This window comes from Nitrososphaerota archaeon, assembly GCA_016872055.1.
In the GTDB taxonomy this organism is placed as follows: domain Archaea; phylum Thermoproteota; class Nitrososphaeria; order Nitrososphaerales; family Nitrosopumilaceae; genus Nitrosotenuis.
Genome location: VHBH01000002.1, coordinates 99,747 through 124,323, shown reverse-complemented (window position 1 = coordinate 124,323; position 24,577 = coordinate 99,747). Strand labels below are relative to the sequence as shown.

The 24,577-nt window shown below is 37.7% G+C and carries 26 protein-coding genes; 13 read left to right on the top strand and 13 right to left on the bottom strand.

Annotated features, from left to right (window positions below; translation table 11 throughout):
* Window positions 1-2: 2 nt before the first annotated feature.
* Window positions 3-1,622 (bottom strand): peptidase, encoded by a 1,620-nt coding sequence (locus tag FJ354_02780; GenBank protein ID MBM3905595.1) that lies wholly within the window; start codon window positions 1,620-1,622, stop codon window positions 3-5.
* 206 nt (window positions 1,623-1,828) lie between these two features.
* On the opposite strand from FJ354_02780, the gene FJ354_02775 reads away from it, so the two are divergent.
* Window positions 1,829-2,602, top strand: coding sequence for a copper-binding protein (locus tag FJ354_02775; GenBank protein ID MBM3905594.1), 774 nt, complete (start codon window positions 1,829-1,831; stop codon window positions 2,600-2,602).
* Between the two features lie 136 nt (window positions 2,603-2,738).
* Window positions 2,739-3,620 (top strand): PEFG-CTERM sorting domain-containing protein, encoded by an 882-nt coding sequence (locus FJ354_02770; protein ID MBM3905593.1) that lies wholly within the window; start codon window positions 2,739-2,741, stop codon window positions 3,618-3,620.
* A 7-nt stretch (window positions 3,621-3,627) separates the two neighbouring features.
* Here the strand turns inward: FJ354_02770 and FJ354_02765 are convergent, their stop codons facing one another.
* Entirely contained in the window at window positions 3,628-4,248 is a 621-nt protein-coding gene (locus FJ354_02765; protein ID MBM3905592.1) for a hypothetical protein, read from the bottom strand.
* Between the two features lie 99 nt (window positions 4,249-4,347).
* On the opposite strand from FJ354_02765, the gene FJ354_02760 reads away from it, so the two are divergent.
* A complete protein-coding gene (locus FJ354_02760) occupies window positions 4,348-7,065 on the top strand; it encodes a copper resistance protein CopD (protein ID MBM3905591.1) in 2,718 nt (905 codons plus the stop codon).
* A gap of 135 nt (window positions 7,066-7,200) precedes the next feature.
* Here the strand turns inward: FJ354_02760 and FJ354_02755 are convergent, their stop codons facing one another.
* Genes FJ354_02755 through FJ354_02745 form a run of 3 tightly spaced genes read right to left on the bottom strand, consistent with a single transcriptional unit; the run spans window position 7,201 to window position 10,031 of the window.
* Window positions 7,201-8,013 (bottom strand): metal ABC transporter permease, encoded by an 813-nt coding sequence (locus FJ354_02755; GenBank protein ID MBM3905590.1) that lies wholly within the window; start codon window positions 8,011-8,013, stop codon window positions 7,201-7,203.
* Window positions 8,014-8,044: 31 nt separating this feature from the next.
* A complete protein-coding gene (locus FJ354_02750; GenBank protein MBM3905589.1) occupies window positions 8,045-8,836 on the bottom strand; it encodes a metal ABC transporter ATP-binding protein in 792 nt (263 codons plus the stop codon).
* A gap of 28 nt (window positions 8,837-8,864) precedes the next feature.
* Window positions 8,865-10,031 carry an ABC transporter substrate-binding protein gene (locus FJ354_02745; protein MBM3905588.1) on the bottom strand — a complete coding sequence of 389 codons (1,167 nt, stop codon included), beginning with the start codon at window positions 10,029-10,031 and terminating at the stop codon, window positions 8,865-8,867.
* Between the two features lie 142 nt (window positions 10,032-10,173).
* On the opposite strand from FJ354_02745, the gene FJ354_02740 reads away from it, so the two are divergent.
* On the top strand, window positions 10,174-10,557 hold the full coding sequence (locus FJ354_02740) for a CopG family ribbon-helix-helix protein (GenBank protein MBM3905587.1): 384 nt from the start codon (window positions 10,174-10,176) through the stop codon (window positions 10,555-10,557).
* 6 nt (window positions 10,558-10,563) lie between these two features.
* Here FJ354_02740 and FJ354_02735 read toward each other — a convergent pair whose 3' ends face one another.
* A complete protein-coding gene (locus tag FJ354_02735) occupies window positions 10,564-11,022 on the bottom strand; it encodes a hypothetical protein (protein MBM3905586.1) in 459 nt (152 codons plus the stop codon).
* 104 nt (window positions 11,023-11,126) lie between these two features.
* Between FJ354_02735 and FJ354_02730 the strand changes: the two genes are divergently transcribed.
* Window positions 11,127-12,773 carry a ferrous iron transporter B gene (locus FJ354_02730; protein ID MBM3905585.1) on the top strand — a complete coding sequence of 549 codons (1,647 nt, stop codon included), beginning with the start codon at window positions 11,127-11,129 and terminating at the stop codon, window positions 12,771-12,773.
* A 413-nt stretch (window positions 12,774-13,186) separates the two neighbouring features.
* Entirely contained in the window at window positions 13,187-13,441 is a 255-nt protein-coding gene (locus FJ354_02725; protein MBM3905584.1) for a hypothetical protein, read from the top strand.
* Window positions 13,442-13,672: 231 nt separating this feature from the next.
* Here FJ354_02725 and FJ354_02720 read toward each other — a convergent pair whose 3' ends face one another.
* From FJ354_02720 to FJ354_02710, 3 genes are all read right to left on the bottom strand, one after another.
* Window positions 13,673-14,404, bottom strand: a complete 732-nt coding sequence (locus FJ354_02720) for a CbtA family protein (GenBank protein ID MBM3905583.1) — start codon at window positions 14,402-14,404, stop codon at window positions 13,673-13,675.
* 9 nt (window positions 14,405-14,413) lie between these two features.
* Window positions 14,414-14,629 (bottom strand): CbtB-domain containing protein, encoded by a 216-nt coding sequence (locus FJ354_02715; GenBank protein MBM3905582.1) that lies wholly within the window; start codon window positions 14,627-14,629, stop codon window positions 14,414-14,416.
* Between the two features lie 270 nt (window positions 14,630-14,899).
* The gene (locus tag FJ354_02710; protein MBM3905581.1) at window positions 14,900-15,295 is read right to left on the bottom strand and encodes a CopG family ribbon-helix-helix protein; all 396 of its coding nucleotides are present in this window, start codon (window positions 15,293-15,295) and stop codon (window positions 14,900-14,902) included.
* 55 nt (window positions 15,296-15,350) lie between these two features.
* Between FJ354_02710 and FJ354_02705 the strand changes: the two genes are divergently transcribed.
* The 3 genes from FJ354_02705 to FJ354_02695 all read left to right on the top strand — a co-directional run bounded on the left by FJ354_02705 (window position 15,351) and on the right by FJ354_02695 (window position 18,357).
* The gene (locus FJ354_02705) at window positions 15,351-15,860 is read left to right on the top strand and encodes a metal-dependent transcriptional regulator (protein MBM3905580.1); all 510 of its coding nucleotides are present in this window, start codon (window positions 15,351-15,353) and stop codon (window positions 15,858-15,860) included.
* Between the two features lie 86 nt (window positions 15,861-15,946).
* Entirely contained in the window at window positions 15,947-17,329 is a 1,383-nt protein-coding gene (locus FJ354_02700) for a GTP-binding protein (protein MBM3905579.1), read from the top strand.
* Entirely contained in the window at window positions 17,317-18,357 is a 1,041-nt protein-coding gene (locus FJ354_02695; GenBank protein MBM3905578.1) for a hypothetical protein, read from the top strand. Before FJ354_02700 ends, FJ354_02695 begins: the two co-directional genes overlap by 13 nt.
* 182 nt (window positions 18,358-18,539) lie before the next feature.
* On the opposite strand, the gene FJ354_02690 is transcribed toward FJ354_02695, so the two are convergent.
* The gene (locus FJ354_02690; GenBank protein MBM3905577.1) at window positions 18,540-19,004 is read right to left on the bottom strand and encodes an SUF system NifU family Fe-S cluster assembly protein; all 465 of its coding nucleotides are present in this window, start codon (window positions 19,002-19,004) and stop codon (window positions 18,540-18,542) included.
* A gap of 121 nt (window positions 19,005-19,125) precedes the next feature.
* Between FJ354_02690 and FJ354_02685 the strand changes: the two genes are divergently transcribed.
* Window positions 19,126-19,785 (top strand): bifunctional precorrin-2 dehydrogenase/sirohydrochlorin ferrochelatase, encoded by a 660-nt coding sequence (locus tag FJ354_02685; GenBank protein ID MBM3905576.1) that lies wholly within the window; start codon window positions 19,126-19,128, stop codon window positions 19,783-19,785.
* Entirely contained in the window at window positions 19,782-20,330 is a 549-nt protein-coding gene (locus FJ354_02680) for a dCTP deaminase (protein ID MBM3905575.1), read from the top strand. Before FJ354_02685 ends, FJ354_02680 begins: the two co-directional genes overlap by 4 nt.
* A gap of 19 nt (window positions 20,331-20,349) precedes the next feature.
* On the opposite strand, the gene FJ354_02675 is transcribed toward FJ354_02680, so the two are convergent.
* Together FJ354_02675 and FJ354_02670 are read right to left on the bottom strand one after the other, a co-directional pair.
* Complete coding sequence (locus tag FJ354_02675; GenBank protein ID MBM3905574.1) at window positions 20,350-20,595, bottom strand: Lrp/AsnC family transcriptional regulator; 246 nt, start codon at window positions 20,593-20,595, stop codon at window positions 20,350-20,352.
* Window positions 20,595-21,200 (bottom strand): hypothetical protein, encoded by a 606-nt coding sequence (locus FJ354_02670; GenBank protein ID MBM3905573.1) that lies wholly within the window; start codon window positions 21,198-21,200, stop codon window positions 20,595-20,597. Before FJ354_02670 ends, FJ354_02675 begins: the two co-directional genes overlap by 1 nt.
* Window positions 21,201-21,543: 343 nt before the next feature.
* On the opposite strand from FJ354_02670, the gene FJ354_02665 reads away from it, so the two are divergent.
* Entirely contained in the window at window positions 21,544-22,635 is a 1,092-nt protein-coding gene (locus FJ354_02665; protein MBM3905572.1) for a monooxygenase, read from the top strand.
* 27 nt (window positions 22,636-22,662) lie between these two features.
* On the opposite strand, the gene FJ354_02660 is transcribed toward FJ354_02665, so the two are convergent.
* Window positions 22,663-22,833 (bottom strand): DUF1610 domain-containing protein, encoded by a 171-nt coding sequence (locus FJ354_02660; GenBank protein ID MBM3905571.1) that lies wholly within the window; start codon window positions 22,831-22,833, stop codon window positions 22,663-22,665.
* Between the two features lie 231 nt (window positions 22,834-23,064).
* Between FJ354_02660 and FJ354_02655 the strand changes: the two genes are divergently transcribed.
* The gene (locus tag FJ354_02655) at window positions 23,065-24,363 is read left to right on the top strand and encodes a peptidase (protein MBM3905570.1); all 1,299 of its coding nucleotides are present in this window, start codon (window positions 23,065-23,067) and stop codon (window positions 24,361-24,363) included.
* Window positions 24,364-24,577 lie beyond the last annotated feature (214 nt).

Sequence of the window (24,577 nt, the reverse complement as noted above, 5' to 3'; positions counted from 1 at the left end):
GGTTATACTTTGATTATTCCAGATTTGATTAGAAATTGTATGCCGTTGACAAAGTCATCATCAGTCGTCTTACCATCCGCCCAGAACTTGGCGGAATTTTTGACCCATACAGGGATTGTGGATGAACCAGACCCTTCTTTTTGTGTTGAGGGAATCTTGATTATTTTTTGTTTTATTAAATATTGAATTCCGTTTACAAAGTCCTTGTCTGTTATTTTTCCATCAGACCAGAACTTAGCGTTGGTTTTGATCCATGATGGAATTGTGTATGTAAGAGAAGGAGTTATCAAATCGGATGGAATTGTCTTGCCTGGAGCCCCCACTTCCAAAACCCCTTCAATTATGCCGGAGTATTTCAGATTCACAGGCATTCCTTGGCCTAACAAAAGCAGACGGAATTTGTACATGTCTTGTGTTGGGATTTTGATTTTTTGTATGTCTATTCCCTCGCTTGCCAAAATTCCAGCCATGTTTGGATCAGATCCAGTGTTAACTGCAATTTGTTTTCCATTTTTATCTAGTATTTCATATCCATAGTGAATATCCCTTAGCAGGTTTTTGTTATTATCAAAAAATGAAAACTCGAATGGGATGTCTTGTCCCGCTCCATATTTACTATCCCATGAAATTTTTCCAGTTGCACCGTTTTCAAACTTTAGTTCAATCGAGTTTGTGGAAGATCCTTCCTGTGGAACTAGTTTGAATATCATTAGATCTGGGGTTTGTTTTGAGCCGAGTTTGTTGTTGATTCTATCAAGTTCGGTTCCGGTTACCAGAAAGTGTATCACGTTTTTGTCTTCATACGAATATGGATCAAGTAGTAATACTCTATTGTCTACTTCAACACCATTAACATAGCCCTTGAACTGCTTGCCCTCTCCATATGGCAAAAATGACTTTGGGATACGGATTTCTTCATGAACAACCTGTACAAGTTTGATGTATGTAGGATCCCAATTAAATGGCATGTTAAACGAAATTGAACTGTCGTTTGAGTCAAATTTGAAATCAGTTACTTCATCATAGTACGTCTTTACAATTACTGGAATTTCTTTTGCTTGGGCAGTTTTGATGATAAAGTTTTGATCTTGTGCAACACTGACAAAAGTCTCAAATATCAATGGATCCGCTACGAGTGCCTTTGGACTTGTGGCACCCTCAATTACTACGTTGATGTTATACAGTCCACCTTTGTCAAATATCGGCCCTTGAATTATTGGTACGCTGTTGCCCCTTGCCATTAGTCCTCCCGAAATTAGGTCCTCCTCTCCAAAGTATTTGGTGCATCTCCATGACTCAGTCTCAGAACATTTGGTCTGGGGTTTTACTTGGATGTTTAATAGACCATCCTGATCATAAAACAGATTTCTTGCCAGTAGTTTTTCGTTTCTAAAGACCTCAATTCGATATGTTACTGAATCAAGATTTTTGTCGCTAAGTGTGTCGTAAAATCTCACGCCTATGTTAGCAGTATTCACATTGCCCACAGTTATGTCTCTGGGATCTAAAGTAGTCATAACGGTGACCTTCATTCCTTCAAAGCTTATTGGTGGGGCCATATCCATACCTAGTCCGTGTCCGAATGCAATTCCTGTAAAAGGAACTACAGTTACAACTATCATTAGAAAAATTAAATGCCTCACAATATTTTTGCGATTCCGACCTTATTTAATGATGTGATTAATTTAGACGTTTTTATTAAATGAAAAAATAATAAACTAATTTAATTTAGTTCTCCTAAAAATTGTCCGTGAGAAGTTTCCATATTTTTTCTGCGCAAACATCGAAGATGAATTACATCATGCTTTTGTCTTTGTTGCTAAATCCAGTGGTTGCTATTCCAATATTTGCAGACTTTCAGCAATTACCAACTGATCAGGGCACGCTACTAGTCAACATATCAACAGACCCAGAGAAGCCAAGTGTAACTGAGCAGACAAAGCTAAAAATCGACTTTATCAACCCACAGACAAACGTAATACAAGAGCACATTGACTACAAAGTAACGGTTACAAATGATGGAATGCCAATCTTTGGCCCAATACCTAGTACCCATACATCTTTAGGATCAGTTACAATACCAATTGAATTCAAAGGCGGTGAAAACAAAATATCAATTCATGTTGAGGGAATTTTGTTCCAGCCAATTCCATTAGAAACGGTTTACTTTAATGTAATCGCACAAGAAGCAACACCTCCTCCACCCGATGTACCAGAATCGGGTTGCCTTATCGCAACTGCAGCACATGGAACGGAGCTTGCACCTCAGGTCCAAATGTTGCGAGAAATCAGGGACAATATCCTGTTTGGGACAGGTTCAGGTAAGACATTCATGTCTGGATTCAACGAATTTTATTATTCATTTAGTCCAAACATTGCTGATCTGGAAAGGCAGAGTCCAGTTTTCAGGGAAATGGTAAAAGCTACCATGACTCCGATGTTAGTGACTCTATCAATTCTAAGCTATTCAGATATTGATTCGGAATCAGAGATGCTAGGCTATGGAATTGGTGTGATTCTGCTCAATGCAGGAATTTACTTTGTAATACCAGCGATTGCAATTATTAAAACTAGAAAATTTATTAAAAAATTCACCAAATGATCAATTCATGAAAACGCATACAAGCGATTACAATTACCACAAACTGATGTTGGTTTAGATTCGGTCGAGTTTTGTGCGTGAAGCAGATGTAATTTTGTATAAGGATTTTTATTCGCCTACGATTATAGTGAGTCCAATGAAGACAATAGCAATAGGATCCATTTTGATGATTTTTGCTGTTATGGCAATTACTCCTGCATTCGCAGATCATGTGACTGTCGAGGTTAGCATTCCAGTAGGGACATCAATGCCTGGCTGCGAATCAACCGACGAATGTTACGTTCCAGCCGAAGTAACAATTGATGTAGGAAGTGAAGTAGTGTGGTCAAATTACGACACTGCTTCACATAGCGTAACAAGCGGAACTCCAGCAAATGGTCCGGATGGAAACTTTGATAGCAATTTGTTCCTATCAGGACGAACTTTCTCACACACGTTTGAGGAAGAAGGTGAATTCCCATACTTTTGCCTAGTACACCCATGGATGCAAGGAACGGTAATTGTTCAGGCAGCCGCTGAAGAGCACACAGATGAGGAACACACTGATATGGAAACCACAGACGGTCATGCACATGATGAACATGGTGCAATGGTAATGTCACAGGACGGATCTGTCATGGTGCACATCGATTCTGATGAGCCAGCAGAAGGTGTAGAAGCTATGGTATCAGTTGAATTTGTTGATGCAGACGGAAACCCAATTGAGCACGTGAACTTTGAGATCACTGTGAATCAGGATGACAACCAAGTCCTAGCTGAAACATCTCAACATGCACATAGTGGTGTCACAGAATACACAACTTCAGCTCTAAGCTCTGACAGCCCACTAGATGTTCAAGTCACAATCCTTGGATTAGGATTGCCAGATGACGAGGCAAACTGGACTGGTCCAATGGGCGAAACAGTATCTGCTCAAGTAGTACCAGAATTTGGTCCACTTGCAATGATAATCTTGGCAGTAGCCATAGTAAGCATTGTTGCAGTTACAGCACGATCTAAAGTAATTCCAAGACTTTAGAATTCTCTTATTTTCTTTTTATCAGACTGATCACTGCAAGTATTATGCCTGCAGCTCCAAGGCCCATCGCAAACATCGCATAGTCGTACGATTTGCCGGACTCTCCAACAGAAGCCCCGCCTTGCTGGATTTGTGCTACGTCTTGTTGAAGCTGCGCCAATGAGTTCTTTATTTTTGCCAAGTCCGGCAGTCCGCTTGCATCGGTTGGAGGAAATGCTATGACATTGATGCTCTCTACGCTCTCGATTTGCACCACTTCGTTTACCGCTACTCCGTTTATGGTTCCCTTCAGCTCTATAGCCAGTGGGCCTGTCTGGGTTGGAATGATTTTTGAATAGTAATGACCTGCCTTGGAATCCGACAACACGTCAAGTTGCTTTGATACACTACCAGACTTGATAGTTGCAGTAAGGTCTCGGAATGCGTTTGTCACACCAGTGCTGACCCCTTCGTCCTCATTAACGGTAAAAGCAAACACAATTGTATTTTGCTGGCTTACTAGTGGCGGCTCATCACTCCAGCCAACCTCGATTTCATATTGTTCTACAAATACAGTCTTATGCGCAAATACAGGTGTCACTGCAGATATTGCAATTATTGTCAGGGCCAACAAAAACTGTGCTTTCACAACCGTGTTTAGTGAAGATCAAGTTATTTACTTTGTGAAACTGGTAGAACGATCAAACAATAGATTGTTTAAATTAGCAAATCGGCCATCATGTTATGATTGAAAATTCTACCTCTGTTTTTGTTGTTTTTTGTGCTATCAGTTCCCTCGGCATATGCTCATCCACTAATTGATGATTCCAATCCAAAAGCATCTACAAATGTCGGTGCAGGAATTACACAAATCACAATTGATTTCTCAGAAGCAGTAGATGTTGGATTTAGCTACATCAAGGTTTTTGACAACAATGGTAACCAAATAGACAACAAAAACACCCGATATCAAAATCCCGATGACGAATCAATCCTTACTGTGACTACACCACTCCTGCAAGATGGCGTATACACAGTAACAACTCAGGTCCTATCCAAGGTGGACGGACACCTAGTCCCCTACGCATTTGTATTTGGGGTGGGAGACGTAGAGCTACCCCCACCGCCGCAAATCACAATAGAACAACAAATCTATTTTCCAGAGGCAGGCGCTAGATTTCCAGGAATGGTAGGCCAAGTGATTGTTCTTGGCGCTGCAATCTCGTCACTGTTGATCTGGCGAGGAGTCAAAAAGCCATGGATCAGAGAAAATCTCGAATTTCAAAAGTTCTTTCACGGTAAATTCTCCACAATAACAGGAATCGGCCTCTTTGCTGTCTTTGCATCTAACATTATGATACTAATCATCCAGACAATAAGACTTCAAACTTCGGCATCGGATGTATTAGAGACATCATTCGGTACAATTTGGATAATACGCATGGGCCTAACTGTTGTTTTGCTTGCAGTCTGGTTCCTTCTGGAAAACAAGACAGCCGGTGCTCCCAGAAAACAGCTCCTAGTGCTTGGATTGTCACTGGCATTAATTGGCACTACTACTGCCATCGGCCACGGAGCCGCCAGCGAGCAGTTTTCTGCCATAGTAATTGATTATGCGCACAATTTGATAGCATCAGTCTGGATTGGCGGGGTCATATTCTTTGGATTCATTCTGATTCCGGCACTTGGAAAGCTGGACAATACCAAAAAAGAGCTTGCAAGCCTTTTGGTGATTCCAAGATTTTCCTCTGTGATCATAATTTCATTGGGAATTGTAATCATAACTGGGCCAACATTGTTGTGGCTCTTAGAAGACGATGTTAGCTTGCTTAGCCAGTCATATTACGGTTGGATGATCATTGCAAAAATAGCAATTGGCTCTGTAATGGTTGCACTGGGTGGATACAACCAGTTTAGAATTCAGAGGCCTGCTGAAAAGTCACTCGGATCGCCAGTGCATCAAAAGCTTTCAAGATCATTGAGGATGGAGGCAGTTTTGGGAATCATACTCATTGGTGTTGTGTCATTGTTGACAAATTCATCACTGCCAGCAAGCCAGGGTGAGGAAATACGATCACAAATCCCAGATGGTTTTAGTACTTTTGCATTCTCTGATAGCCTCAGATTTGTAGTGGATATTACCCCGCTAAAGAGCGGCGCAAATACAATTTCCATCACAGTGCTAGATTCCAATGGAAAACCGCTTGATGACCTAACAGAGCTTGGCGCCAAGGTCTCAAACCCACAAAAAAACATCTCGCCAATAGCAATTCCACTTGAAAAGAAAGACAATAACTACGAGGGAGAAATGACATTTGGTTTTTCTGGAACATGGAATGTAGAAATTGATGCGCAAAGAAGTAACAACCCAAACGAAAGTGTCAGCTTTTCTGCTATAGTAAAACCGCGACTCTCTGAGCTTAAAACAGACATTACTGAATATACCCTCACAGAAAATGCAGCTCCACTTTATCCCGTGTATGATGGAGACAATATTTGGCTTAGCGATTCATCAAAGCCAAGGCTTTGGAAGTTTTCAATATCAGAAAAAGAGTTTACGCCGTACCAATTTGATGGAAAGACAACCGTTTTTTTGAAGCTGGATGGTAACAGAGTCTGGTTTACCGACACACCTGAAGGAAAAATAGGCTACTTTGACACGGAATCAGAGCAATTCACAATAATTCCACTTCCAATGAAGTCGATTCCAATATCGCTTGAGACAGATAATGATGGAAATGTATGGATTGCACTAGTAGACCAGCACATGCTGCTAAAATACGATGTAGTATCCGAGCAGTTCACAGAATACAAAATCCCAACAAACCCCTCAGGCCCAGTAGCTCTGACTCGTGATCAAAACGGAATGATCTGGTTTGCAGAGTCCCAGGGAGGAAAAATTGGAGTAATCGAACCAAGCACAGGCAAAATGCGAGAATTCTCTCCAGCATTGCCACTAAAGGAGCCGTTCTTTTTGATATTTGACATGGATGGAACTTTATTGGTATCAGAGCACACTGGACTAGGTATAGTCAGATTCGACCCATATCTGGAGACATTTAGTAGCGTAGTTACTGTGACAGATCCAATCTCATTACCATTTGCAGTAGCTCCTGACAAGTTCGGAAATCTTTGGATTGCACAGCACACAACGGACAGGCTTGGGATCTATGACCAGCAGAAGGACGAATTTGCAGAACTTAACATACCGTCGCAGACAACGTTTACGCAATTTTTGCTAAGCGACAAAAACGGCGACATTTGGTTTGTCGAGCAACGCCAAAACAAGCTTGGTCATGTAGCTATATCAGAAGTTCCACAAATGAGTGCCACACCACAGCGAGAATTTGAGATACGATATTTTGAGCTGGCATCGCCTCTGATCTCTGGAGGAATAATTGCCACTTCGCTGTTTTTTGTAAAAAGCATCTACGACAAGCGGAGAATCGATTCTCTGATAGACTAAAGGAAAAGAAGGGGAATTCAAGGTAATAGTTGCTCATCTAAAACTAGAAAAAGAATCAGCTGGAATATGAAGATCTGAAATTTCAGCTAAAGCGCATAGGAGCAGAAAATGGCAAGAAAAATTCATTTTCCGATTTTACTTGATGATTTTTGTAATTGGCGCTGCTTTACCAACCAAGCCTAGATATTTTGCACAAAGGGTTACGACCAAAATTGCAACGGAGATCATCACTACTGTGCCAGAAGGAGCCAAATCAAGGTAATACGACAATACTATTCCAAATACGACAGAGAAAATGGAAATCAAAATCGATATGATTACTGTCTGCTTGAAGCTTTTACCCAAAAGCATGCTGGTAATATTTGGCAGAACAATCAGAGCAGATATGAGCAATATTCCAACCAACCTCATTGAAGTAATTACCGTAATTCCCGCAATTATTACAAAAACATAGTTGAGCCTATCGACGTTCAGTCCACTTACTCTTGCCTGCTCCTCATCAAATGCAAAGTGGAGCAATTTTTTTCGTAGTAACGCTAAAGATGCAACCACGCCAGCACTAATAGTAAGAATCAGTATGGTGTCTTCATCGCTGATCAAAAGTATGCTTCCAAACAAAAAGCTAAACAAATCCACAGAGAATCCCCCTGTTGCAGATATCAGTAACACGCCGATTCCAAACCCAGACACTAGTAATACAGCAATTGCCGCATCGCCAGAGATTTTTGTGCTTTTTCGAAGCTTGGTCATGCCTAGCGCACCCAAAATAGAAACAGTGTATGCAGTCCACAATGGATAAATTCCAGAGAACAACCCCAGAGATATTCCTCCAAATGCCATGTGGGATAATGCATCGCCAAACAAGGAGTATCTTCTTAGAACCAAGAATATGCCCATCAGTGAGCAAATTATGGCAATTGCAGCGCCAACAATTATGCCCTTTTGCATAAATGCATAGCCAAAGACTTCAAATGCCATATCAGTGGTGATGCATGTGCATCTGCATTGCAGATTCCGAGTAAGTCTTGAGTAACTCCTTATTTGAGAAGAATTCCTCCTTTTGTCCGTGGAAAAAGAGTTGCCGATTCATGCATGCAACTCTGTTTGCAAGCTTGGCAATTGCTTCTAGGTCATGCGACGACCAGACTATCGTTATCTTGTTTTCCTCGTTGATTTTTTTTATTACGCCATAGAATTTCTTTTGTGTTTCTACATCAACACCGGTTACCGGCTCATCCAGTATCAACAAAATTGGATCCTTGACTAGTGCTTTTGCGATAAAGACTCGCTGTAGCTCCCCTCCAGAAAGATCACCAATTCTTCGGTCCTTGTATGATTCCAAGTTTACTGTTCTTAGCGCTTCTAGAACCTTGTCGCTGTCTTTGTTAATTTTTTTGTAGACGCGATTCCAGCAACATCCACAGTTTTGAAGTATGGTTGCGCTCTTGTGAAGATGTTTTTCTGGCAAAAGCCCCATTGCCACCACCTCAGAGACTGTTGCAGGAAAGTTTTGCTCAAAGTTTACCTTTTGGGAGACGTATCCGATTAGGGGTAACAATGGATGGTATTTTTTTCCCTCAAGGCCGAATAGTCTTATTTTACCAGAATAGTTTTGCAGTCCCAAAATTGCGCGAAAGAAAGTTGTCTTTCCGGCGCCGTTTGGGCCGACTATTCCCAAGAGGTCACCCTCTTCCACATCAAAACTTACCTTGTCTACTGCAAGACTCCCATTGTAGGATATAGAAACATCAGAGACTTGGAGTGCTTTCATTGACATTCAAGTGCCACTTGGAGTGCTTTCATTGACATTCAAGTGCCACTTTGATGTTCTTTAGATTTTCTTCCATTTTCTGAATATATGACGTTCCGTTCTCTTGCTCTTCCACAGTTATTCCCTCGAGTGGACTCAAAACCAAGATCTGGGCTCCGGCTTCGTCAGCAAGCACTTGGGCAAGCTTTGGATCTACCAATTCTTCTGCAAAGATTATTTTGATTTGGTTTTCTTTTACAAAGTCAATTATCTCTTTTAGGTCACGTGCAGTAGCTTCAGATTCTGGTGCTAGGCCAGATAACGCCTGGGTTTTTATTCCGTACCTATTTCCAAAATATGAAAAAGCATTGTGAAATGGAACTATGGTGTCCTTGTTGCAGCTTGATAGTTCTGTTCTTATTTTAGAGTCAAGCTCATCCAGTTTTGCAGAGTAGGCATTTGCATTATCCTCATAATATTGCGCATTGTCTGCATCCACTTTGATTAGGGCATCCTTTATGATCATGACTTGCTCTTTTGCCAGAATTGGATCAAGCCATACGTGTGGATCATATGGAAATTTGTGTGCGTGTTCTTCTTCACCTGAGTGTTCTTCTTCACCTGAGTGTTCTTCTTCACCTGAGTGTTCTTCTTCACCTGAGTGTTCTTCTTCACCTGAGTGTTCTTCTTCACCTGAGTGTTCTTCTTCACCTGAGTGTTCTTCTTCACCTGAGTGTTCTTCTTCACCTGAGTGTTCTTCTTCACCTGAGTGTTCTTCTTCACCTGAGTGTTCTTCAGTTTCTATTAGCTCAATTCCATTAGTTGTCTCTACAAAAAGCAAATTAGAATATTCGCCAGAATCGATAAGCTTATCGACAAACGGTTCCATGCCAACACCATTATACACAAAAACATCAGATTCCTTTAGTGTTACTAGATCGCCAATACTTGGTTCCCAGTCATGTGGTTCAATTCCAACTGGGATAAACATTGACACATCAGCATTGTCACCAGCAATATTTTTAGAAAATTCATAAAGTGGATAAAACGATGCAACGATTTTGATTTTAGAAGTCTGTGGTTGCGGAATCATAGTAGGTTGTGTTGGAGACTCATTTTCTATTACGGACGGATTTGATTGCGCTAGAGCAATTACTGCCACAATTATTGCAGCTGCGATTCCAACTCCAATTGCCACAGATGCCGCTTTATTCATGTATCGGGATTTAAAAAAATGCTAATAAATCTATTGTGTGATATTAATAATTGAGATAATTACATTTAAACGATTATTAAAACACGCCAATCTTATTAACTTTTAATAGTAAGGTTATATATTCATTAATAATATCTCAAACATGGTAATTGTTTCCATTTCATTGAATACAGACATACTCAGTGAGATAGACAAGTTACAAAAATCTCTTGGCTTTACTGGCAGATCAGAAGTAATTAGAGCAGGAATCAGAACATTTGTTTCTGAGGAAAAACAAAAAACCAACCTAACGGGAAAACAAAATGCAATTTTGCTGGTTATACACGAAGATGAATACGATAATGTGGTAGCAGGAATAAAACATGATTATGAAGATCTCATTTTGACCCATCTTCACAGTAAAATAGACGGTGAGCGATGTATGGAACTATTCATTTTAGCAGGTGATGGTAAGCACGTAAAGGCAATCACCCAAGGATTTCAGACCAATAAAAACATGGATACCGTAAAGCTATTTGCTATTTAGAAATCATCAGTTAGTTTCTATCTGAGGTTTAACGGTTTTTATTTTTGGATCAAAGTTTTTATTGGAATAATTCACGTAACGAGTGTTAAGATTTTCCTCTAGATTAAAGACTTCCTCGATCTCATTTGATGTAGATGCAGCAATTCTACATATGAATATCCATGCGTGTGTCTCCTTGAGATCACCTTTCATTGGCAACCATTCACCAGTTCCAGGAGTGAATCGTATAACTTTGGTTTCTTTTGCCGCATTTCCTAGCTTTCCACTTTTTACATAATAGACGTTAACATCAGTCAGTGTTCCATCTGAGAAATAAAAGGGAGCATAGAAAAAATCAGTATTACCAATCTGGTTTATTGAGGCTGTAGTTCCACCAGAGAAATGAAGTATGTTGTAAAAGAAATCTATTTCTGATTCAAATTTGTGCGCCTGATAATTTTTGTATCTTGTTTTATCAAAATTCATACCCTGTTTTGATGTTAGAATTATTTATACATTATTAATTTTCTTATAAATTAATAATAATTATTGATAAAATATATATAGATTTTAATAATTAAAATTTTTAAATGATTAGACAAGATCATTACCATTTTATTGTGATAGGGAAAGAGGGAGTTGGAAAATCACAATTAATCTCATCACTTACTGATAAAGACGCACTCAGTAGTAACCTAAAGGGCTCAACTGTTAGTTGTGAATATTATACAAAAGATAATCTTGTTTTTATCGATACGCCTGGAATAGTGTTTGATTCAGACAGTGAAACTACAAAGATTGCAATCTCATCATTAAAAAATCATGACTTGGTATTGGTTGTAATTCGTGCAACAAATATTGATCAGGATTTAGGCTATTTTTTACCATTGGTCCAAGACAAAAAAGGAGTGATCATAATAACAAATTGGGACAGAATTAACACTAGATTAGCACAAGAATCAGTTGAGAAATTGCAAAAAGAATCCCAGATGCCCGTCATACCTGTGGATGCACGTAATCTTACCCATGCGCAAAAAAGTAAAATTTTTGCTTCATTACATAATCCTGGTATATTTTTAAAACAAAAATTGTTTCATACTGGAATATCAGTAGAACCAAAACCGACAATTCTTGAAAAAAAATACTTAGGAGTTACAATTGGAATGATATTATTATTTGTTCCAGCAATATTATCAGTTATAGGAGCTAATTATTTTGCAGACTATGTTCATCCAAAGATCGCAGATCTTCTGAGTACTCCAAATACCGTTCTATCAACGCTACCATCACCGATAATGGATATTCTTGTTGGAGATTATGGTCTCATATCGATGGGTCCATTTCTTTTCGTTTGGGCAGCTCCCGTAGTTGTAATATACTCATTATTGTTAGGAGTTTACAAGTCAAGTGGCCTATTGGATCGTATTTCAATAGCAATTCATCCATTAGTAAAAAGAATAGGAATCAGTGGTAGAGACATTACACGCATAGTGATGGGGTTAGGTTGTAATGTACCTGCAGTCATAAGTAGCAGATCCTGTTCTAGTTGTTCAAGAGGTACAACAATTTCCGCAATAGGTTTTGGTTCTGCATGTTCATATCAGTTTGGCGCATCTATTGCTGTTTTTTCTGCGTCTGGCATGACATGGTTGGTTATTCCATTTTTGCTCTATTTAGCCGGAACTTCAGTATTTTACACCAGACTTGTGAGCACAAAGAAAAATCGCTCCAAGCTAAATGTACTAGTAATTGAAGGTCAGATATTCTTTGAACGACCGAGATTTAGTTCAATCTGGAGAGAATCAAAACACAGTATCAAACAATTCTTCAAGATGGCATTACCGATTTTTTTTGCAATAACATTTGTTGCATCAATCTTAAGTTGGAGTGGTATTATTGATTTTTTTGCAGACATATCTAGTTCTGTAATGGGATTTTTTAATTTGCCAGAAGATGCAGTGCTTGCTGTAATATTTGGCTCTATTCGAAAAGATGGCTTGTTACTTTTGGCAGAGCCAAATCTGATAAATTCATTGTCGCCAGTTCAGATTCTCACAGGAGTATATCTTGCAGGAATATTGCTTCCCTGTATTGTAACTGTTTTTACGGTAATACGTGAAATGTCATTTAGATTTGCTATAAAGATGATTATAAAACAAGCCACTGCAGCAATTTTATTTACATTACTTTTAGCTCATAGTGCTAAACTTGTTGCAGTCTTTCAGATTCTTAGTTAAATCGAAGAGGCATTGATAGATATGCAGGTGTTTGTATGTTTTGTATCCTTATTTCACCAATTATCCATTTTTCAAGACATTTGTCACAAATTGTTTTTAGGACAATTCCACCTTTAACCCAAGTCTTAATTTTATTGTAGCCACCTTCTTCTCTTTCTTGCACAAACGAACCACAGATACAACAGCTGTGATAAATTGTGTCTTTTCCTAATTTTTCTGTCATATTGTTTCACATTAATTTTTGATGGTGTGCATAACCACACCATCAAGATGGTAGTCAAGCTGTTTTAAAACAACTGGACTACTGTAATATACAACGGTTAGTAATAAAGATATTAACTATTAATAGGAAAAATGAAAAATAGAAATTTAATTAATAATAATTATATAGAACATATCAATAGAATAACAAAATGACCAAACTCATTAGCGTCGATATTGAGACATCTGGAGTGAAGGCGGACGAAGTAGTAGAATGGGCCAATGAAATGGCACACGTCTATGCAGATATTGAAGTCTCAGATGTACGAGTATCAGGAAACAAGATCACATGCAAAGTAGGATTTTCTGGAATGGATGACACACAGCCAGATGATGTGAAAATGAAAGTTGAAGAATACTTAGTCATGAATGAAGCATTCTCAGTAACAAAAATCTCCTGCTACTAAATTTTTTTATTTTAATATGAAAAACACATGATGAATGTGTGTTATTTTTCTGTACAAATAGCAATGATAATGTCGCAATATCGCTACCAAAACGCACTTCATAGTTGGAAATGTCCATAACCATGCACATATCTTATTGAATATTTAGAAAACGAAATGGGATTTACAAAGCTCAGGAAAACACATGATTCCAAAGATCTAGCTGAGCATTATTTCACAAATATAATTAGCTCATACGGTGACTGAACTTGATTCTGATTGAGTTTTGTCTGGTCTAATCTTGTGCCATAGAACACCAAAGATCAGCCCTAGTGACGCCCAGAATATTGACACACCAATTGCAGACATGATTCTGAAATCATTTACCAGAGTCATTGGTGCAGTTATTGGATCTGGATTATTTGGCATTGCATAAAATACAGCTGCAATAAATCCTGCGTATCCAACAAACGCTAAATATTTTTTGTTAATTCTTTTGTAGACTTTATGAAATCCGACTGCTGCCAAGCCAGAAATGACAGTAAATGACAGATATAATATTCCTCTAAACACAACAGTTTCTGGATCACCAACAGTAGGTGGATTTGCAGGATATTTGATAAATGGAATTAGATAAACTGCAATAAACATAAGACCGGCTAGAATTAGCGCTTTTTTTATGCTATTCCCAGGTAAGGATTTTCTAGAATATACGAAAACAATTCCAAAGAGTGCACCAACAGATGTTCCTAAAATTGCACCTGCCAGGATTTGACCTGCTTTCTGCCAAGACCTGTAGTCATAATATGCGGTCCAGAATTCTGGTGTGTCCTTCTCCTCGCCTGAGAGGAACAAGTTTTGATTTTCAATTCCTATTGCAGTATCCAAAAACGGTTCTACTAAAGCGAGGTTTGCCAATCCATGAATAGTTCCTGCAGCACAACCGGCTAACAAAACAATAATAACAAAAAGAAGAGATTTCATGAGGTTCACTTAATGGCAGGGAAATCCGGCTGCATGTCTCATGTCATGAGTTAACTCATGAATGTATAGTTCAGCATACGCGCTCTCGCCTTGTACAACACTGAATAGATGTCCTTGATCGAATCCAACTGCGAAGAATCCGAGTGCAAAGACAGCTGCAAGGAGTACAACTGCAAGCATTGGCGGTTTACTTGCCATACTTGTTACTTGTTCGTGATACTGCATAATAGCGTCTAAAGTTATTAATTATATAAGCATTTCTAATATTAGTTATTAAGAAACTAGATAATATTTCATAAAATTATCCGGTGCTGCATACAGAATAAAATGGGACTAACCAATCTATGTATGTTTCAATACTAAGTCACTGAATTTTAGAAAAAAAGATCTGGAGAATTAGATTATTGAGATAAGGAATTAGATAAGTGACCTAAGAAAAGATGCAAAAAAGATGGAATAAAACTATCAGCTGGTTTAATGCGAAGATATAGTCTGCTATTTTCTAAGATCACAGATAGTAAGATTAATTGATTCCATTTTTTTGTCTCTTTGGAATTTTTGCGTCACGTTCCTAATTCTGTCAGCACTACCATCCAAGACAAACAGCTCAAGACATTTTTTTGTCCCGAGCTTATAATGCACGTGGGTTTTAATTACATCAAAAAATTGATGTTTTAACTCTGTTACGTTGTTCTCATCTTTTTCATCATGTGTTACACTAAGGACGCATCCTATATTTCCAGTTAATTTTGATTTTTCCAGTTTATCATTAGAAAGCATTCGAATTCCTGCGCGTATCAACTCAGATCGGCCAGAGAATCCCATCTCTTTTTGTATTTTATTCATTTCATCTAGAACGTTATTATTAAGAGAAACACTAATTATTCCCAAATTACTCGCCTAACTATTAAAATAGATGAAGTTCCATATTAATTAATATTAACAAATGGCCAATGCACAAACCAAGATAGAACAAGCACGATCTCATATCGGAATCAAAGATCACATAAATAAAAAATTCTTTGTAGGAACTGCAGAGTCAGAACATGTGGAGATGTATCTAAAGGCCATGTGGCATCTAAAAGAAACCGGCGAACAAATTAAAGTCAACAAAATTGCAAAGATCCTAAATGTAAGGCAGCCAAGTGTTGTCCAAATGCTAAAAAGACTAAATGCACAGAATCTGGTAATATACAACAAAACTGGTGTTACTATGACAGAAAATGGTGAGAGGATTGCTGCCAAAATGATTAGAAACAGTAGACTTTTGGAAATGTTAATGACAAAAACGCTAAAGATGGACATTAATGCGAAAATGGTTTGTGGGATGGAGCACCATATGGATGATTATTTTGCTGACGCATTATGCACACTACTGGGCCATCCGGAAAAAAGCCCACGTGGGGAAAAAATACCACGTGGAAATTGTTGCGAGAGAATGCTTAAAGAATCTTAAATTAAGCCAAAAAATAATAAATAATCTCGCAGAAAAAATAATTCTTATTATATAAATTTATATTTCCTAATAATTCATAGAGCGACATGGGTAGTTCTGGTCAGCAGGTAGACACAGTCAAACCAAGTAATTTTCGCGTACCCGTAACTGTGATCACTGGTTTTCTTGGCTCAGGTAAAACTACATTGTTAAACTATATTCTGACCAAAGAACACGGAAAACGAATTGCAGTAATTGAAAATGAGTTTGGAGAAATTGGAATAGACAATGAATTAGTTATTGGCGCAGATGAGGAGATCTTTGAGATGAGTAATGGTTGTATTTGTTGTACGGTACGAGGAGATCTTATTAGGGTTCTTGGAAACCTAATGAAACGAAAGGACAAATTTGATTACATTCTAATAGAAACCACAGGTCTTGCAGATCCATCACCAGTAGCACAAACATTTTTTGTCGATGACGACACAAAAGAGAGTTTTGATCTTGATGCTATAGTCACAGTAGTTGATGCAAGACATGTTTGGCAGCATATTGATGAAAGTCGTGAATGTCAGGAACAGATTGCATTTGCAGATATCATTTTACTCAACAAAACAGATTTGGTCACACCAGCAGATCTGGAAAAATTAGAACAAAAGATCTATGCTATGAATTCAACGGTAAAGATCTACCGAACATACAAGTCTGAAATTCAAATCGATAAAATACTAAATGTAAAATCATTCGATCTAAAAGGGAAGCTTGAATTCAAGCCAGACTTTCTCAAAGAAGATTTGCCATTTGAGTGGATAGGGACATATAATCTCTCAAAAGGAACCTATGATATTAATTTCAAACCAGGACCAGACCCCTCAATTAATGTGGCTGTGATTCCAGTAGCCCAATCCGACGACTTGGAATCAATCAAAAATATAGGCGTCAGTGTATTTGCAAAAACAATAGGAACTTATTCCGATGGTGCTGAATTTACTCAGTCAGAAAATCCAATTATGCTTAAATTTGCCCCCAGTGGAGGAGGACAATTCAAGTGCAAGATTGATTCTGCCAAATCACAGACATATGCCATTTTTACGCAGCACTTACCTTCAGAATTTAACATGACTGTATCTATTAACGGAGTTAATGTGGAGGCAATTCAATCCAAGGTTTATCCACACAGTCACACACATGACAATACCGTCTCTTCAATAGGATTAGACATCCCAGGTAATGCCGACTACGACAAGGTCAATGCCTGGCTAGGGGGATTTTTGAGGGAAAACGGTACAAACCTCTTCCGATCCAAGGGAATTCTTAGCATCAAGAATAGACCTGAGCGAGTCATATTCCAAGGAGTCCACATGTTGTTGGATGTGACATCAGACAGACTATGGGAACCAAATGAAGAGAGAACGAATCAACTTGTATTCATAGGACGAAATCTGAACAGAGATGAAATTACACAAGGATTTCGTTCATGCCTAGTATAAACACAAGTCAGAAAAAGGCCGACAAGTCGGAACGTTGGGTTTTTGATGTCTCAGATTATATCTCACATGCAGCATGGTCAAATGATAGCTTATTTTTTGCGGTTGCCCTAGCTTCTGGGCCAATAAGAATTTTCAATCGCAAAGATGGCTCCCAGAAAACTATCGATGGTCACAAATTTGGAACGATGGAGGTTAGCTGGTCTCAAGACAATTCCAAGATAGCTTCAGCTGGACAGGATGGTCAGTTAAAAATATGGGATGTAACAACGCAAAAATTACTCAAGTCATCAGAGGCCGGATCCCAATGGGTTGAACATATTACATGGTCTCCAGACGGTAACCACATAGCATCCGCCGCAGGAAAAATTTTGAAAGTTTGGAATGCTAATGGTGAGATGATTCAAGAATACAGAGAACATCCAAGTACCATAACTGCACTACATTGGAATTCCACTGGGAAAGAAATTGCCACAGCATCCTATGGAAAAATCATGATTTTTCAGATTGGTAAAATTGAGCCACAACAAATCCTGCTTTATCCAAGCTCACTCATATCACTATCATGGCATACGAGTGGAAAATGGATTGTTGCTGGGACCCAAGAAGGTTCAGTACATGGTTGGAAGATACCGCATAAAGAAGGAAACGATATAGACATACAGGGATATGAAACCAAGATAACACAGCTTTCCTGGAGTAAAAACGGCAAATATCTTGCAACTGTTGGAGGTAGTTGGATTGTAATTTGGGATTTTTCTGGAAAAGGTCCACAAGGGCAAAAGCCAGAGATACTAAAAGATCAGCGAAAGGTAACACAGATGTCATATCAAAATAATGGAGACCTTTTGGTCTCAGGCACAAAAGATGGCGCTGTTTTGTTTTGGAGACAGACAGTACCTGAAAAAACACGACTCGAAAAACATGTTGGATCTCCAATCAATCACATACGATGGTCTCCTGATGGATCATCGCTCGCTATCTGCACTGACGACGGCAAGATTAGAATTTGGGACTCACCTACAGTATAAATCACGTAACTGTCATCCGCATTAAAATCAAAAGAAGAATTAAAGTCGTTGTGGGTTGTGTTGGATCAAGGAGAACTTGTTCCAATTGAACAGGTTAATCAAATAATCAATCAAACAAAAGACAGGATATTTCTTCAATTGAATCTGCCAATATGTCTATCTAGGCGTCCACAAATAATGGCCTAGTGAACAGTACTATCACTTGTAGAGAAAATACCGTCTACTTCATTTGTCATTTTCTCAATAGATTCCTTATCAGTCATTTTTTGAATTAAATAAGAATAGACACCTGCTTTGAGAACCTTAAGTGAGAGTAAGGCACACTTTATTCTTGTTGGGCCAAGATCAGGTAAACCAATCTCCGATAACATTTCCTGTTTGTTAATTTTTTTTACAATTTCAACGTCTTGCCCAATAATTTTCTCTGTCAATAACGATGCGCTTGATATACATATTGCACAACCCTTGCCGTTGAATTTGACATCGACAAGCTTGTTTTCTTTAATGTTGATGTGCATTTCTATAACATCACCACATAATGCATTACTTTCACGGTACTTGACGTCAGGATTTTCAATTTTACCAAAATTACTTGGATTCCGATAATGATCAAGTATAATTTCACGATAAATATCTGCAGAGCTCATAGGATAGATAGTCAAATGATATTAATAAACTGAACCTAAGCTAACAATTTTTATTAATATTAAATATACACGAGTATGCAGATTATTAAATATACACGATGATCAGATAAAGTGAAGGGAAATGATAGTCGAACTAAATCTAAAAGGCGGGTTAGTAATTGTTGTAGGCGGAGGGTATGAAGGTATGTTAAAAATAAAATCATTGTTAGCGCAAGACTGCGAGATTTTACTTGTCAGTGAAGAATCAAACGATAAGATTGAAAAGTATGTAAAACAAAAAAAGATTGTATTTAAAAAATTGAAAATAAAAAACCTAGATTTTTTGGACAGATACAAACCGACAATGATAATGGCGACAACTGATGATAAGGAGTTAAATAGAAAAATTTACCAAAAGGCAAAAAGCATGAATTGTTATGCATATGCTGTTGATGATCCTATGATTAGTGATTTTTCACATCCGTCAGTAATCAACATAGAAAATACAATACAAATCGCCATATCAACAAGAGGTAAAAGTCCAATTATGGCAAAAAAGATAAGGATAGAGGCTGAAAAAATATTTCAAGATATTATAAAAAAGGAATATCTAAACCATGTCAGAGTTCATGAATATGCAAGAAATCTTGCAAAAACAAAAATCAAAACTCCAAACGAGAGAAGAGAGTTCATGTATAGTTTGATGGATGATAAAAATCTCAATGAGTGTTTGAAGGTTGATAAGTTTACCGAAGCTAAAAAAAGAATAAGACAACTACTAGATTTGTGGGATACAAAATGATCAAAAACGATAAATGGATAAGAAAAATGGCATTGGAAAATAACATGATTTCTCCATTCACTGAGATTCAGATACGACAAAGCTGTATTTCCTATGGATTATCATCTTATGGATATGATATGAGAGTTGGAGATGAGTATAAGCTGTTTACAAATCTAAACAATTCTTTGGTTGATCCAAAATCAATAGACAGTAGGGCTTTTGTCGATATCAAATCAGAGGTTTGTATAATTCCTCCCAATTCATTTGCTTTGGCAAGAAGTATTGAATATTTCAAAATGCCACGAAATGTAATGACTGTGTGTCTTGGCAAATCCACGTACGCAAGATGTGGGATAATTGTCAATGTAACACCACTTGAACCAGAGTGGGAAGGAAACGTCACAATAGAAATATCCAATACAACAACACTACCTGCAAAGATTTACTCTAATGAAGGAATTGCACAATTGTTGTTTTTCGAAGGAGAGCAGCCAGAGACATCATATTATGATAAAAAGGGAAAATACCAATCGCAAACCGGCATTACTCTTCCTAAGCTTTGAGTAATCCAATCACGCGCAATTAGCAATACTCAAAATCCTTTCTTACCATGAGATTCATAGTAGAACGAATTTTATCGATTTTTCTTATTTTCCACGTGATTTGTTCTTTGAGAACATCATCAGAAGATGATTCAAGTTTTACAATCATGTTGTATGGACCAGAAACCACATGAACATCCTTTACTGAAGTCAATAAAGAAATCTCGGTTTTTAATGATTCTGTGAATTTTTCATCGCAGTTGATTAGAAGGTAAACTATTGACATTATATGTACGCCTTTTTTAGAATTTTTTCAAATTTAGCAGATAGATCAGACCAGCTTTCATCTAAACGTAAATTAGGTTTATCAAATGAATACATGCTACGTAGCTGTTCATTACGATATGACTGCCCACACATCGATAGTATCCAGTTTTCATAACGTTTCAACCAGTTTATGGATTTTACAAGTAATTTCAACATCAGCAATATTTCTTCTGTAGTTTTTGGTATTGTACACTTTGGAAGTTGATCAGGATCCCATACATGCGGTGAGAGTGAATTAATTTTGAGCAACTTTGGTTCAAATGCATGACGCCATAAAAACAGTCCATCATTATTTGTAGCGAAAATCATTCCAAACCCCCATAAAGTTATTCGACCCGTTCGATCAGCGAATGAATATTGACTGCTTCCTAAGTCTGGATTAGGAGGTCTTTGTCTGGTAAAACCGTATTGTAGTAATAGATTATTATCATATGATATATCTTTGCCAATACAATACAATTGCTTTGTGAATAATTGCTTCCATTCATTTTGAATATATTTTGGGAGATGTACGCAATAGTATTGCTTTACCTCTTCTTTTGTAAGGTTTTGTGATTTACGCATATCAGGTTTGTGATAAACAAATCATTGGAACGTTGGCTAATCTTTCAAATTTCAGTGACCAATAGTTATTTTTTCATCTCTTCTGCTTCAATTTTTCCCAGTATGCGAAATACTGTCATACCTGTTGCAGAACTTTTACCTTTTACTGCCCAACGTTTGTTTTTGAGTTGGACTACTTTTGGTTCAAGAATTTTGACTTTTTTTCTTGCCTTGACGTCATATGCTTCGTATTCTTTCATGTATTTCCCAAGATATTTTTGTATATTAAGTTAGTTAGTCAATTTTATTAACTATTATTAAAAGTATTTCAAACTTTAATATAGTCAGGCGTGAAAATGCTATAATGTTCGAAGTAGTCGTAGTGGGAGCTGGACCGTCTGGAGTTGGCATTTCAGTAATTCTGAAAAAACTAGGGCTCAAATTTACTGTCTTAGAGCGACATGAAGTAGGTAGCTCATTTCTTAAATGGCCAAAACAAATGAGGCTACTTACTCCGTCGTTTTTCAGTAATGCATTCAGAATGATAGATCTCAATGCAATATCATATGACACGTCACCTGCGTTATCACTACAAACAGAACATCCAAATGGAGAGGAGTATGCAGATTATCTCAAAAAGCTTGTGGAACATTTTGAGCTACCAATTCAAAAAGGAATTAATGTTGAATCAGTATCCATAACAAAAGATGGGTTTGTAATTAGTACAAACAAAGGAAAAATACAAAGTAAGTTTTTGATTTGGTCTGCAGGAGAATTTCAATACCCAAATAACAATTCATTTCCTGGTGCAAAGTACTGCATTCATAATAGCTTAATTGAAAACTGGGATAAGATTCATGGAGATGAATTTTTTGTAATTGGCGGATATGAAAGCGGTATGGATAGTGCGATTAATTTGGCAGAACACAATAAACGTGTTATAGTAATTGATAAGACTAATTTTCTAAGTAGTGAAGAAATAGATCCCAGTAGAACAATATCCCCATATACAAAAGATAGATTAAGAAAAATTAATTCAAAAAATACCATTGAATTCCATACGGGCAGAGTTATAAAGATAGAAAAAAATCAAAGTGAGTTTATAATATATACGGAAAAAAAGAAAATACATTCAAAAACTCAACCAATTCTTGCTACTGGATTCACAGGTAGTCTTGCAATGATCAAAGGATTATTTTATTGGAAAGACGGAAAAGCTATTTTGAACTCTTATGATGAATCAACAAAGACGCCTGGATTGTATGTTACCGGACCATTATTACAACAACGCGATATGATTTTTTGTTTTATTTACAAATTTCAACAAAGATTTGCTGTTATTGCAAACCATATTGGGATGAAATTAAGTAAAGATGTATCCATAATTGAGAATTATAAGAAAGAAGGCATGTATTTAGAAAACCTAGACAGCATTAAAGATAAATGTTCATGCTAATCTATTGACCATAAATTATCTAGGAATCTATGGGCCAACAAAACCACATGTATCACATTTGTAGGATACACCATGTTCTCTGCAAAAGTCACATCTCCAGATTAATTTTGGATCATCACAATCCGGACATGGAAATTTTACTAGTTTATCCTTTGGTTGAATATATCTATTACAACCGTTACACCTAGTAAGAACCAGATTTGGAGAAGAATTCTTGCTGCTTTTCGTATCAATATATTCTTGCAATCTTTACCACTACCAACTAATAATAAAGAACATAATATTAATTATTAAGAATAATAATATTTATTAATAATAGTATGTGTGTATAGACTACACAGTAAGGTGCAAAGCCTTCGTCAATTATGAATGGGTCACCATTCATAATTGATAAAATATCCATGACATAACACCAAATAAGGAAAAAATTTGAAAGTAGCAACCACATTTTTCATCATATGTTTAATCATATTCCCAATTACCAAAACATATGGTCACGGACTAGGCCTTGAGACAATATCGCTAAACGTTGAAGACAGAAAGATTTCCGTTACCACACAAATCATCCCTACAGAATTTTCCGAGTCTGCACAAAAACAGATAATCATGACGGTAACAGATTCTCTTACAACACAAAACGTCGATGCGATATTGCTAGTTGCGCTGTATCATGAGGGAGGCCAAATTTTCAGAGAATCGTTTGCCACCAAAAACGGCATACTAAGAATAAATGTAAACCCAACACAAGACCTGGAAATAAAAATATCAGGAACAGACCCAATACAGATTTCTGGCCCAATCCTAAATTCCGGAGGACTATACCGCTTTGACGTAGACATAAAGAGCCTTGATTCTAACGAGCTGCAAAACCAAGCTTTTTCCACGTATATTACATCAATTACAAACCATTACTATGATGAGCAAGGTAAGGATGGAACCCCCGTAGAATTTCGTGTCAAGTCATATTATGATGGGGTTTCAGGCTTTGATTATTCTCCTGAGACAAACTCCATAATGCTAGAGATGCCGTTTGAGTGGAGCGAGCGAAACATTTCTCATACTGAGGTGGTACACGAAGAGATTCACTTTCCAAAGGAGTTTGCGGACTTTATGGTACCCAGCTATTCAGGCACTGTAAACGGAATAGATCTCTTCAAGTCGTCAGTAACAATAGACGATTATTCCATAGAAGACGAGCGAGTAGTCCACTTTGTCCTAACACAGGACACCATACGATATCTCAAGCAGGCGCAAAAAAGCGCAGGAATTGAAAATCCACTGGGAATGAAGTTTGAGCTCAAGGTAGGCGATAAGATAGTCTTTCCAGTAATTGCAATGACAAAGGACGAATCACTTCAGGTGGACATGTCTTGGGAACCAGATACAATAGAGCCCAGCAAGAACACCAAATTCATCTATACCTTCAGGGACGGAAAGACAGGCGAGCTGCTCCGAAACACATCGTACGACTTTGTGATATTACAAAACGGAAAAGAATTGTACAAAAAATCTGCAAACGCTCAGATTGGCGGGGACTATGCAGACTATACCTTTACAGAATCACAGAAAGGTCAGACTACAATCCAATTTAATAATCTGCGCGGAACAGGCCAGGGAACCGAATTTACCATAATGGTCGTCCCAGAGTTCGGCCCACTCGTAATTCTGGTCCTCGGTTCGGCTTTTGCAGCTGTTATGATGTTTAGAAGATCAGTGCTTTTCCAGTAGCTTTTTTGTGTTGGTTGGATCTAGGTTCATCAGCATTCTTAGCTTCAGTCCGATGAAGCTAGCTAAATCCACCTGGCAGGTAAAGGCAGACAGGATGTGCGATATATTATCCAATATTGCAGATTTTAGGAATTCAGCTAATCCTGCCAATATGAAATGGCATATTTGGAAGCAATCAGACCACAAATTGCCAAAAACAAATCGAAAATGCCAA